The sequence below is a fragment of the Marinobacter sp. genome (genome assembly GCF_041690615.1).
GTDB lineage: Bacteria > Pseudomonadota > Gammaproteobacteria > Pseudomonadales > Oleiphilaceae > Marinobacter.
The window spans coordinates 59,425-70,772 of the sequence record NZ_JAWLGY010000012.1; the positions used below are offsets into that span (position 1 = coordinate 59,425).

The 11,348-nt window shown below is 60.9% G+C and carries 11 protein-coding genes; 2 read left to right on the forward strand and 9 right to left on the reverse strand.

What is annotated here, in order from left to right; all coding sequences use genetic code 11:
* Window positions 1–788 precede the first annotated feature (788 nt).
* The 3 genes from ACESMZ_RS10180 to ACESMZ_RS10190 all read right to left on the reverse strand — a co-directional run bounded on the left by ACESMZ_RS10180 (window position 789) and on the right by ACESMZ_RS10190 (window position 5,024).
* Window positions 789–2,162, reverse strand: a complete 1,374-nt coding sequence (locus ACESMZ_RS10180; protein ID WP_372957668.1) for a sodium-dependent transporter — start codon at window positions 2,160–2,162, stop codon at window positions 789–791.
* A 239-nt stretch (window positions 2,163–2,401) separates the two neighbouring features.
* Window positions 2,402–3,973 carry a PAS domain-containing methyl-accepting chemotaxis protein gene (locus ACESMZ_RS10185; RefSeq protein WP_372972567.1) on the reverse strand — a complete coding sequence of 524 codons (1,572 nt, stop codon included), beginning with the start codon at window positions 3,971–3,973 and terminating at the stop codon, window positions 2,402–2,404.
* A gap of 178 nt (window positions 3,974–4,151) precedes the next feature.
* The gene (locus ACESMZ_RS10190; RefSeq protein WP_372972568.1) at window positions 4,152–5,024 is read right to left on the reverse strand and encodes an EamA family transporter; all 873 of its coding nucleotides are present in this window, start codon (window positions 5,022–5,024) and stop codon (window positions 4,152–4,154) included.
* A gap of 83 nt (window positions 5,025–5,107) precedes the next feature.
* On the opposite strand from ACESMZ_RS10190, the gene ACESMZ_RS10195 reads away from it, so the two are divergent.
* The gene (locus ACESMZ_RS10195) at window positions 5,108–5,659 is read left to right on the forward strand and encodes a DUF1415 domain-containing protein (protein WP_372972569.1); all 552 of its coding nucleotides are present in this window, start codon (window positions 5,108–5,110) and stop codon (window positions 5,657–5,659) included.
* Between the two features lie 42 nt (window positions 5,660–5,701).
* On the opposite strand, the gene ACESMZ_RS10200 is transcribed toward ACESMZ_RS10195, so the two are convergent.
* The 6 genes from ACESMZ_RS10200 to napE are packed head-to-tail and all read right to left on the reverse strand — an operon-like array spanning window position 5,702 to window position 10,364.
* The gene (locus tag ACESMZ_RS10200; RefSeq protein WP_372957664.1) at window positions 5,702–6,289 is read right to left on the reverse strand and encodes a NapC/NirT family cytochrome c; all 588 of its coding nucleotides are present in this window, start codon (window positions 6,287–6,289) and stop codon (window positions 5,702–5,704) included.
* The gene (locus tag ACESMZ_RS10205; RefSeq protein ID WP_372972570.1) at window positions 6,286–6,774 is read right to left on the reverse strand and encodes a nitrate reductase cytochrome c-type subunit; all 489 of its coding nucleotides are present in this window, start codon (window positions 6,772–6,774) and stop codon (window positions 6,286–6,288) included. The genes ACESMZ_RS10200 and ACESMZ_RS10205 overlap by 4 nt, the downstream gene beginning before the upstream one ends.
* A gap of 12 nt (window positions 6,775–6,786) precedes the next feature.
* Window positions 6,787–9,291 carry a nitrate reductase catalytic subunit NapA gene (gene napA, locus ACESMZ_RS10210; protein WP_372972571.1) on the reverse strand — a complete coding sequence of 835 codons (2,505 nt, stop codon included), beginning with the start codon at window positions 9,289–9,291 and terminating at the stop codon, window positions 6,787–6,789.
* A gap of 50 nt (window positions 9,292–9,341) precedes the next feature.
* Entirely contained in the window at window positions 9,342–9,647 is a 306-nt protein-coding gene (locus tag ACESMZ_RS10215) for a chaperone NapD (RefSeq protein WP_372957661.1), read from the reverse strand.
* Window positions 9,640–10,143, reverse strand: coding sequence for a ferredoxin-type protein NapF (gene napF / locus ACESMZ_RS10220; protein WP_372957660.1), 504 nt, complete (start codon window positions 10,141–10,143; stop codon window positions 9,640–9,642). Before napF ends, ACESMZ_RS10215 begins: the two co-directional genes overlap by 8 nt.
* 41 nt (window positions 10,144–10,184) lie before the next feature.
* On the reverse strand, window positions 10,185–10,364 hold the full coding sequence (napE, locus tag ACESMZ_RS10225; protein WP_372957659.1) for a periplasmic nitrate reductase, NapE protein: 180 nt from the start codon (window positions 10,362–10,364) through the stop codon (window positions 10,185–10,187).
* 237 nt (window positions 10,365–10,601) lie between these two features.
* On the opposite strand from napE, the gene modA reads away from it, so the two are divergent.
* On the forward strand, window positions 10,602–11,345 hold the full coding sequence (modA, locus tag ACESMZ_RS10230; RefSeq protein WP_372972572.1) for a molybdate ABC transporter substrate-binding protein: 744 nt from the start codon (window positions 10,602–10,604) through the stop codon (window positions 11,343–11,345).
* Window positions 11,346–11,348 lie beyond the last annotated feature (3 nt).

Sequence of the window (11,348 nt, forward strand, 5' to 3'; positions counted from 1 at the left end):
ACAGACCTCGGTGGCGGAAGACATCAACCAGAACGTTACCCAGATTCGCGATGTGAGTGATCAGTCCGCCACGGCGGCCGAGCAGATTTCCAGTTCCAGCAACGAGCTGGCGAGACTCGGCGATGATCTGAGTAGCCAGGTCGCTCGCTTCCGGCTGTAAACGCCTCGTCATGGAAAGCCGTGGGCCCAACAATGGACTCACGGCTTTTTTGTGCACGAACGCTAAAGACGGAACTCCGTGCTCAAGCCTCCGGGTAACCACTTTCGAAACGAGAACCCTGTTCTCTGACTGTTTCGAAAGTGGTTACCCGGAGGCTCCCTGTCTTCGTACTCGCCTGGCAGAGTGTTCGGGGCTTTCCTTCGAGACGGTCGGAACACAAGGTTCGTGTTTAGAGATCGCCGGAGTCGTTTCAGATCAACGTTGTCCCGGGCCCCCCACCAGAGACTTCGGGGCCCTTTCTTCGAAACAGTCAGAAAACAGGGTTTTCGTTTCGAAGAAAGGGACGCGAAGCCGCTGTCTCGCCGAACTCCTTCTGACGATTCTCGCCAGAGGGTCCGGGTGTGGTCCTTCGAAACAGTCAGGAAAACGAAGTTTTGCGTTTCGAAGGACCATACCCGGACCCGATCCATCAGGAAGCACCCTATATTCTCGGGCAGATCCTCTCTCGTGCCTGGTGCAAAACGCCGGAGGCCCGGTACCCCCGTCCAAAACGAGAACCCTGTTCTCTGACTGTTTCGGACGGGGGTACCGGGCCTCCGGCTTTCAGGCTTTTTGCTTGCCTGCTTTTTTACATCAGGTTGTAGATGAAGACTGCGAGTACGGCAATCGGCGTTACATAACGCAGCAGGTTACGCCACAGGTTGAACAGGCCATCGGACATGGCCATATCGTCCTGCAGGGATTCCTTCGCTACGCACCAGCCGACGAACAGCGCCGTCAGCAGACCAGACAGGGGCAGCATGATGTTCGCGGTGAAGAAGTCCAGAAGATCCAGGATACCGGTTTCCGCAAAGCGATCGAACATGCCCAGCAGATAGACATCCGACCAGACATTCAGGGACAGGATAGACGCGATACCCAGCAGCCAGCAGGCAACACCCGCCAGGATGGCCGCACCAGTACGGGACATGGCGAACTTTTCCTCGACCCACTCAGTCACTGGCTCCAGCAGGGAGATGCCGGAAGTCCAGGCGGCGAACAGCAGCAATACGAAGAAGGCAGTTGCGAACACCACACCCAGCGGCATCTGACCAAAGGCCAGCGGCAGGGTAACGAAGATCAGGCCCGGGCCCTGGCCGGCTTCCAGTCCGTTGGCGAACACAAACGGGAAAATCGCCAGGCCCGCCAGCAGGGCAACCAGGGTATCCATGATACCGACGCCCACAGCGGCACGGCCGATGGAGACGTCCTTACCCAGATAGGAGCCATAGGCCATCATGATTGCCATACCCAGGCTCATGGTGAAAAACGCCTGACCCAGGGCCTGCAGGGCGGTTTCCCAGGTGACCGCGCTGAAATCCGGGGTAAACAGGAAGTCCAGGGCCTGGCCGAAGTGGCCGGTGGTGGTTGCATAGGCCACCACCAGCAGCAGCAGGATGAACAGGGCCGGCATCAGGATCTTGGCGGCACGCTCCAGACCGGACTTCAGGCCACGGGAAACCACGAAGATGATCAGGCCCATAAACACCGTGTGCCAGAACAGCAGGATGCCGGGACTGGCCAGCAGGTCGCCGAAAATAGCCCCTACGGCATCGGCGTCCTGGCCGGCGAAGTCGCCAACGGCCGAGTGCATGACGTAGGACGCCGACCAGCCGCCAATAACGGAGTAGAAGGACAGAATGACAAACGCCGCCAACACACCGATGATGGCGGAGACGCGCCATGCCGGATTGCTGAGGTTGCGCTCGGCCACCAGGCGCATGCTGGCCACCGGGTTGCGGCGGCCATTACGGCCCACAAAGACTTCCGCCATCATGATGGGGACACCGATGATGGCGATACAGGCGAGGTAGATCAGTACAAAGGCACCGCCGCCGTTTTCCCCGGTCATGTAGGGGAACTTCCAGATATTACCCAGACCTACGGCAGAGCCCGCAGCGGCCAGGATAAAGGCCATGCGGGAAGACCAGTTACCGCGGCTGGCCAGGTTAGTGTCAGACATAGTGAAACCCTGTCATCGTTCAGTGAAATTCAGTTGAAAAAAAGAATAGGTCACTGGTCGTGGCTTTCCCTGACTGTTCCGGGCGTCCCCTGCCTGTTACCAGCAATTGGCGGCGAATTTTGCCAGTCTGGCGCCGCTGATGCCAGCAAGAATGGTGAGATTGTGAGCAGTTATTGGGGAGAATGGCAAAAAGGAGTGCAGGGCCGGTATAAAACCGGCCCATTACAGATGGAAGGTGCCTACTGACGGCTGATAAACCGGGCCACCAGGTCATTCAGGCCACTGGCCTGACGACTGACGTCGTTGCTGGCACTCTTGGCACCCTCCGCCTTTTCCGTGGACGAATCCGCCAGCCCGGCAATGCTGACCACCTGCTGGTTGATTTCGTCCGACACCTGGCTCTGTTCCTCGAAGGCCGCCGACATGGTCATGAAGCTGTCCGAGATGCCCTCGATGTTCTGTACGATATCCTTGAGCGCCGCTTCGGTTTCCCGGACCTTGGCCAGGCCCTGGTTACCAATTTCCTCGCCCTGACGGGTAGCGGCAACCACTTCCTCCACCTGGGCACGGAAGTTCTCGATCACTTCATGGATAGACACCGTGGACTGGCGGGTGCGCTGGGCCAGGGAGCGCACCTCGTCGGCGACCACCGCAAAGCCGCGACCCTGTTCGCCGGCCCGGGCCGCTTCGATGGCGGCGTTCAGCGCCAGCAGGTTGGTCTGCTCGGCGATATCGGAGATCAGCTGGGCGGCGTCACCGATCTTGTCGGTGGACTCACCCAGGCGACTGACCGACTCGCCGATAGTGGCCCCCTGTCTCACCAGTTGCTCGATGGCCTGAAGCGCTTCATGGCTCAGGTCGCCGCCACTGTGGGCAAGCTCATTGGCCTGGCGGGCACCCTCGGCATTCTGGTTTACGGTATTGGCGACCTCCTGGATGGAAGCGGTCATTTCGTTCATGGCCGAGGCCACCTGGTCGGTTTCCTGTCGCTGCCGTTCGATGGCGTTCGCGCCTTCGGCAATCTGTTCATAGCCTTCCCGTGCGGTACGCATCAGGTCATCAGCACGGTCCTCGATTCGGGCCAGGGCGGTGCGTATACGGGCTTTCTCGCTCATCAGCACCATGCCCAATTCAGCAAACCGGCCACTCTCGTCCGAATAGGTGCGGGCCACGAGAGGATCCCGGAAGGCCTCCGGGCGCAGCTCAATCAGTGACCTCAGGCGTGCGTTGACCGCTGCCATCTGGACGAAGCCTCCGGCAGCAATACCGCCAACAATCAGCGCCACACCTGGCCAGAACGCACCCCACCCCAGAGCCACCAGGCTGGTGATCAGCGGGATCACCAGGGGCCAGCCGGCCCGCACCATGGATCGGAGATGGGTACCGACCGACAGGGGCTGCTTGCCTGCGGAAATCCGGCTGTACAAGCGGGATGCCCTGGCCACCTGCTCCCGGGTCGGTTCAACGCGGACTGACTCGAAGCCGGTCATCTCGCCATTCTCAAGAATGGGCGTCACATAGGCACTCACCCAGTAGTGGTCGCCGTTCTTGCAGCGATTCTTGACCACACCCATCCACGGCTTGCCGGCACTGATGGTGTCCCACATGGCCTTGAACACACTCTGGGGCATGTCGGGATGACGGATAATGTTATGAGCCTGGCCGATCAGCTCTTCACGGGTAAAGCCACTGATTTCCTCAAAGTCATCGTTGCAGTGCGTGATCACGCCCTTCAGCGTTGTCGTACTGATCAGCCGGCTGCCCGGCTTCATCTTTGCTTCGCGTTGAGTGACGGGACCGTTATTGCGCATGGCGGACAGACTTCCTGACTTGTGGAGGTACCGGTAGCGGGCACTGCCGATATTGGACTGGTGGCGTATCGGCAGAGGCTTGCTTGACTTTAGTCAACAGGACCGAATCTTAACAATTAGAAAGCACACAGAGTGTAAGGAAATGTCACTAATGCGCCCATACGAGGGTCCCGCGGCATTATGTCGCGAGGTCGAGCTTTGCCCGGGGATGGAACCGTGCATTCACCCACAGCGAGAAGGCAATAACGGCACCGCCGACAAACAGCCGCAGCAGATCAGCCTCCCGGTTCCAGATCAGCAGGTTTACCAGCAATCCGGCAGGTACCAGCATGTTGTTCATTACTGCCAGGGTACCGGCGTCCACCTGGCAGGCGCCCCGGTTCCACAGGTAAAGCCCCAGGCCGGAAGCCGCTGCGCCCAGCCAGGCAAGTACACCCCACTGCAGGCCCGTGGCCGGTAACCGGCCGGCATCCCCGAAAACAATGAACGACGGCGCGGCGATCACCAGTGCCCCGAAAAAGAAGTAGCCGAAGGTACGCCAGGCCGGCACCGGCAGCGGGAAGGCCTGCATCAGGTGCTTGTAACCCACCTGGCCGGCGGCGAAGGTGAAGTTGGCCAGTTGCAGCAGCAGGAAGCCTGTGAGGAAATCCTGGCTCAGGCCGTCGTAGCGAATGATGCCGGCGCCCAACGTTGCCACCGCAGCCGCCAGCAGGGCCACCGGGGAAAACCGGCGGTAAAGGGCATCATCGATCAGCGTCACATACAGCGGCGTGAACACGGTAAACAGCAGCACTTCGGGTACCGATAGGTAGGCAAACGAGCGGTACAGGCACAGGTAGGTAATGCCGAACTGCAGGGCCCCGGTCACCATGATGCCCAGCTTCAGGCGCCCCGGCACACCGGCCCAGCGGGTCACAGGCAGGAACAGCAATGCCGCCAGCAATACCCGGCTGAGCACGGCAAAATCACTGTTCACGTGCCCGGCCAGGAATTCACCAATCAGGCTGAAAGAAAACGCCCAGAGAACGGTTACCAGAATCAGCAGCGCCATGCTATCCACCCACCCTTTCAGAGGGCGGGCACTGTATCATAGGCTGCCAGTAAATTGACCTGACAACCGGGAACGCCACCTCCATGAACGAACAAGCTGTTATTCACGCCACCCGCCAATGGGTGGAAAAGGTGGTTATCGACCTGAACCTGTGCCCTTTCGCCCGGCGCGAGCTGGTCAACAACCGGATTCGCTTTACCGTAACCGGAGCTCAGACACTCGAAGAACTGTTAATGGAACTGCAGCAGGAGCTGCTGCAACTTGCCGACGACGACAGTATAGAAACCACGCTGCTGATCCACCCGGAAGTGCTGCAGGATTTCCAGGATTACAACGACTTCCTGGATGTGGCGGACGGCCTGGTGCAAATGCTGGAACTGGAAGGCGTCTTGCAGATTGCGAGCTTTCACCCGCAATACCAGTTCGCGGGCACCGCAGACGATGCGGCAGAGAATTACACAAATCGTTCCCCCTGGCCGATGCTCCACCTGCTCAGGGAGTCCAGTCTGGAGCAGGCGATAGCCTCCTACCCGGATACAGCAGCCATACCACAGCGGAACATCGAACGGGTCGAAGCGCTTGGGCTGACAGCCATGAAGGCCCTGCTGGCCTCCTGTCAGCGGGGCGATCCATAGGGGCGCCGCACCACCAGGGCCCCGATATCACACACCCGGGGCTCAGTTCATCGCGGCCCCAGCCATGTCCGGCATCTCGTGGGCGATGCCCTTGTGGCAGTCGATACAGGTCTTGTCACCATCCGCCAGCGATGTGGAGTGGGCCCTTGCCGCTCGCTCGTCCTGGACCGCCAGGTCCATGGAGTCGAACTCGTGGCAGTTCCGGCACTCCAGTGAGTCGTTGGCTTTCAGTCGGTGCCACTCCCGCTGGGCCAGCTCCAGCCGCTTGGCCTCGAATTTCTCTTCGGTATTGATACTGCCGAAAATCCAGCCCCAGACCTCTTTCGAAGCTTCCATCTTGCGGGCGATCTTGTGGGTCCAGCCATGGGGCACATGACAGTCCGAGCAGGTGGCGCGAACACCGGAGCGGTTGCTCCAGTGGATGGTACCCTGGAGCTCCTGGTAGACGTTGGACTCCATCTCATGGCAACCAATGCAAAACTGCTCGGTATTGGTCACTTCCATGGCGGTATTGAATCCGCCCCAGAAGATGATGCCCGCAATAAACCCGCCCAGGGTCAGAAAGCCCAGACTGAAGTGCACACTGGGCTTGCGCAGCAGATCCCAATAGCGTTTCAGCCAGGCCTTCATTCGCTATCCTCCCGCATGCGCCGGATAACTTGATCGACCGGCAGGAAATCATTCTCCACCAGTTCGTCGGCATCGGTCTGGGGCACATGGCACTGGGTGCAAAAGTAGCGCCCGGGGGTCACATCCGCCCGTACCTGGTTATCGCGGTCCATGAAATGGGTCACGCTCACCATGGGCGCACCCGCATCCGGGGCAGCTTCCCGACTGTGGCAGTCCAGGCACTTGTTGAAGCGACGGTCCACCTGGTAATCCCGGATGACATGGGGGATCACCGGAGGCTGCTCAGGATAGTTGCGCACTTCCCGCTGGACATCCCGCGGGTCGCCGGCGATAGGAGGGGCTGACAGGTCCTCGTGGAGGGTACCCCCCTTGCGTAAACCGTCAGGGGCTGGTGCCGCCAGTGACCGGTCCTGGGCTGAGGCACTGGTGATGGACAGGGCTCCGGCCAGGGCGATGACGGCTATTCGCACAATCAGGGTATTCATCAGTATTCCTCCTCAGGCCAGGCGTACCAGTTCCAGGCGGACCGCGCACTTCTTGAAGTCGGTCTGCTTGGAAATCGGATCAGTGGCGTCCAGGGTCACCTTGTTGATCAGCTTGCCGGCGTCAAAGAAAGGCACATACACCATGCCCCGGGGCACACTCACCCGGCCCCGGGTCTCCACTCGCATGCTGACCTGACCCCGACGGCTGATTACCCGGACTTCGCTGCCCCGGCGCCACCCCCGCTCCTGGACATCGTCCCGGTGCATGTACAGCAAGGCATCGGGAACCGCCTTGTGCAGCTCACCTACCCGACGGGTCATGGAACCGGTATGCCAGTGCTCCAGCACCCGCCCGGTGCATAGCCAGAAGGGATAGTCCTCATCCGGTGATTCGGCCGGCGGCTCATGGGGCACCGCAAAGATGCGTGCACGGTTATCCGGCGTGCCGTAGAACTGGAAACCGGAACCTTCCTCCACGTAGGGGTCGGAGCCTTCCCGGTAGCGCCACAGGGTTTCCTGGCCATCCACCACCGGCCACCGCAGGCCGCGCACCCGGTGGTAGGTGTCGAAGTCGGCCAGGTCCTTGCCCTTGCCAGCACCGAACCGGGCGTACTCCTGGAACAGGCCTTTCTGGACATAGAAGCCGAAATCCGCAGATTCATGGTTCTCGTAGTCACTGTTGAGATCCTCAACCGGATACTGGTCGACGTTGCCATTACGGAACAGGATGTCGAACAGGGTCTTGTCGCGGAACTCCGGGGCCCTGGCCAGGAGCTCCTCGGGCCAGACGTCGGATACCCGGATGCGCCTGGACAGTTCCATGGTCTGCCAGAGATCCGAACGGGCCTCCCCCGGCGGGGCCACCAGCTGATGCCAGAACTGGGTCCGCCGTTCGGCGTTGCCGAAGGCACCTTCCTTTTCCACCCAGCCTGCCGCCGGCAGGATCAGGTCGGCGGCCTGGGCGGACACCGTCGGATATATATCGGATACGATCACAAAGGTGTCCGGGTTACGCCAGCCCGGCAGGGTTTCCTGCATGGTGTTGGGCCCGGCCTGGATGTTATTGGTGACCTGGGTCCAGTACACCCGCAGCTTGCTGTCCTTGAGCATGCGGCTCTGCAGCACCGCGTGATAGCCCGGCTTTTCCGGAATGGTGCCTTCCGGCAGTTTCCAGATTTTCTCCGCCGTGGCCCGGTGCTCCGGGTTGGTCACCACCATATCCGCTGGCAGCCGGTGTGCGAAGGTGCCCACTTCCCGGGCCGTACCGCAGGCCGAAGGCTGGCCGGTGAGGGAGAATGGGCTGTTACCCGGGGTGGCAATCTTGCCGGTGAGCAGGTGGATGTTGTAGATCAGGTTGTTCACCCATACGCCCCGGGTATGCTGGTTGACCCCCATGGTCCAGAAGGTGGTCACCCGTTTGCCGGGGTCAGCGTAGAGGGCCGCCAGCCGGTTGAGCCGGTCTACCGGTACGCCGGAAGCTTCCGACGCCCGCTCGACAGTGTAGGGCCGGACAAATTCGGCGAAGGCCTCGAAATCGATCGGATCCCAGTTATTGGGGTTGCGGGCGTTGGCGGCCGAGGACTCCCGTGGATCCTCCGGGCGCAGGCCGTAACCAATGTCATCGGCGCCGCGCACAAAATTGGTGTGCTGGTCGACAAAGTCCCGATTTACCGCATCATTCTGGATGATGTAATTGGCGATGAAGTTGAGAATGGCGATATCCGCATGGGGGTGCATGGTCATCGCCAGGTCAGCCAGGTCGTAACAGCGATGCTCGTACGTGGAAAGCACCGCCACTTCCGTATCCGGGTTGGACAACCGGCGGTCGGTGACCCGGGTCCACAGAATGGGATGCATTTCCGCCATATTGGAGCCCCAGAGCACGAAGGCGTCGGCACTCTCAATATCGTCATACACCCCCATGGGTTCATCCGCACCGAAGGACCGCATGAACCCGGCCACGGCGGAGGCCATGCAGTGGCGGGCGTTGGGGTCGATATTGTTGCTGCGGAAGCCGGCCTTGAACAGCTTGCTGGCGGCGTAGCCTTCCCAGATGGTCCACTGGCCAGAGCCGAACATGCCCACGCTTTCCGGACCATGCTCCCGGATGGCGCTGGTGAATTTTTCCGCCATGATGTCCATGGCTTCGTCCCAGCTGACTTCCTCAAACTCACCGTCCTTGTGGAACTCACCGTTACGCTTGCGCAGCAGTGGCCGGGTCAGCCGGTCGCGGCCATAAAGAATCTTCGACAGGAAATAACCCTTCACACAGTTCAGACCACGATTTACTTCCGACTGGCTGTCGCCGTGGGTGGCGACAATACGGCCGTCACGGGTGGCCACCATGACACTGCAGCCGGTGCCACAGAACCGGCAGGGGGCCTTGCTCCACTTGAGTTCGGTCAGTTCCCGGTTGGTCACCAGGTTGCTGGCTGCCGCTGGTGCAGACAGCCCGGCGGCAGCTGCGGCAGCCACAGCGGCGTTTGCCTTGGCGAATTCTCGTCGGGTCAGTTTCATGGTGTTCTTCCTGTTGTTCTGTGGCCCTTGCGGGCCGGTTTCACGTCACATCAGGCGCTTTTCACTTCGGTGATCATCTGCTGGTCCGCCTCACGGGCACTCATCACCTCGTGATAGACCAGGGAGCATCCGTACACACCGGGCAGGCGTTCGATGGCCTCCATCTGATCGAGGATATGGCCCTGGTGGGGTCCCTCGCAGATCACCACCCTCTTGCCGGCTCCAGCTGAATCCGCCGGCTGGGGTTCAACCTGCGCCATGGCGTTGAGGGCCAGCGTGAGCTCATCGTCCTGGCCGGGCTGGTAGTGCACGATGAAACTGGCGATATGCACTTCGTCAGAAGCCGCCTCAGTCATACCCGATCTCCGTTTCCGGTGGTGGTTGTTGCAGGGTGATTGCGTCCTGGGGACAGACGGCGGCACAGGCGAAACAACCGGTGCAGACGTCTTCAGAAATCTCCGGCACCGGCGGACGCCCCAGCTGCGGCCGAAAGCGGATGGCCCGGGGCTCGCAGGCATCCTGGCAGCTCTGGCAATGCACACCGCTATGGGCCAGGCACTGACTCTCAACCCGGGCAGTCCACTGAAAGGCTTCCCGCGCGAAGTCAAATACCGGTTCCGGACAGACTCTGGCGCACTCCCCACAGAAGGTGCAGCCCTCGCCGCGGAACACCACCTGGGGGAAGCCGCCATCGCCCGGTGCCAGCACCTGCTCCGGGCAGGCCTTGATGCATTCGCCGCAACGGGTACAGCTATCGGTGAAATCCTCCCCGGTCCATGGCGGCCGTTTGCGGTTTGCCACCGTTCGGTTCCGACCCAGGAACAGGGCACGGCGGGATTCAACAACACCCATCAGCGTATTCCTCCGGGCCGGCTCATCCAGACAGCGCTCATTCAGGCCGGTGGCCCCGGGGGCCCGAGGAAGAGCTGGGTCATCCAGATCAGAAAGCCGTAGCCGCCCACAACGGCCACCGCCAGGATGGGGAACAGGAACACCACCAGAAAAACAAAAAGCCGCAGCTCGGAACGCTTGCGGCTGGTGGTTTCCGCACCCTCGGCATGGGTATCGGACATAGCTGACTCCCTGTGTACGGTTTTGCCATAAACCTAGAACACAGGGGGCTATTAGCCAATACATTCAAGCTATTAGCTTACGGGATCGCTATAGTTTAGGGAAAAACCGCGGTTTAGCGCCCCCGCCTTTCCAGGCAATCCAGTCCCAGGAAACCGGTGCTTGTGGGTAGTTCCGGCAATTTGAACCGCCGGCCAAATAGGATAGTCTGATGGAAACTCACGAGACTCACCCTGACTATGCGCATTGCCCTGTTACTTGGCCTGCTTGTCCTTGCCTTTCCGGGCCATGCCCTCACCATCGCCGCCGCTTCCAGCCTGCGACAGGTCATGCCAGAACTTGAAGCCGCGTTCCGACAGCAGAGACCGGACAGCCCGGTCCGGGTCATTTATGGCGCCTCCGGCAAGCTAGCCACCCAGATTCTGAACGGGGCACCCTACGATATTTTCCTCTCGGCAGACGAAACCTATCCCACTCATCTCGCCGAACAGGGAGCAAGTACCACCGACCCTGAGCCCTACGCCATTGGGCGACTCGTGCTCTGGCACAGGGACCCTCAACGGGCCCCGCTAGTGCCGGAAGAGCTGGCAGGTAGTGATATCCGCCGCATTGCCATTGCCCAGCCCCGCCACGCCCCCTATGGTCAGCGCGCCCGGGAAGTGCTTCAGGCGCTGAATCTGTGGCAGACGGCAGAGCCACGCCTGGTCTACGGAGAGAACATCGGCCAGACCGCCGCCATGGTGGAGTCCGGCGCTGCCGACGCCGGCCTGATTGCCTGGTCACTGACCTTTACACCGGAGCTGGCGGACCGGCCCTACACGCTTATTGACCAGAAGTTTCACAGCCCGATGACCATGGCCATGGTGATCACCCGACGAGGTGCAGACCAGCGGGAAGCCCAGCGCTTCCATGATTTCATGCTGTCCACCGACGCCCGGGCGATCCTTGAGCAGTACGGCTTCGAAGCGCCGGAGGAGGACTGACAG

Bases quoted from the DNA above. Each gene is read 5' to 3' on its own strand.
- ACESMZ_RS10180 (WP_372957668.1), bottom strand. From the start codon at position 2,162: ATGTCTGACACTAACCTGGCCAGCCGCGGTAACTGGTCTTCCCGCATG.
- ACESMZ_RS10185 (WP_372972567.1), bottom strand. From the start codon at position 3,973: ATGCGCAATAACGGTCCCGTCACTCAACGCGAAGCAAAGATGAAGCCG.
- ACESMZ_RS10190 (WP_372972568.1), bottom strand. From the start codon at position 5,024: ATGGCGCTGCTGATTCTGGTAACCGTTCTCTGGGCGTTTTCTTTCAGC.
- ACESMZ_RS10195 (WP_372972569.1), top strand. From the start codon at position 5,108: ATGAACGAACAAGCTGTTATTCACGCCACCCGCCAATGGGTGGAAAAG.
- ACESMZ_RS10200 (WP_372957664.1), bottom strand. From the start codon at position 6,289: ATGAAGGCCTGGCTGAAACGCTATTGGGATCTGCTGCGCAAGCCCAGT.
- ACESMZ_RS10205 (WP_372972570.1), bottom strand. From the start codon at position 6,774: ATGAATACCCTGATTGTGCGAATAGCCGTCATCGCCCTGGCCGGAGCC.
- napA (WP_372972571.1), bottom strand. From the start codon at position 9,291: ATGAAACTGACCCGACGAGAATTCGCCAAGGCAAACGCCGCTGTGGCT.
- ACESMZ_RS10215 (WP_372957661.1), bottom strand. From the start codon at position 9,647: ATGACTGAGGCGGCTTCTGACGAAGTGCATATCGCCAGTTTCATCGTG.
- napF (WP_372957660.1), bottom strand. From the start codon at position 10,143: ATGGGTGTTGTTGAATCCCGCCGTGCCCTGTTCCTGGGTCGGAACCGA.
- napE (WP_372957659.1), bottom strand. From the start codon at position 10,364: ATGTCCGATACCCATGCCGAGGGTGCGGAAACCACCAGCCGCAAGCGT.
- modA (WP_372972572.1), top strand. From the start codon at position 10,602: ATGCGCATTGCCCTGTTACTTGGCCTGCTTGTCCTTGCCTTTCCGGGC.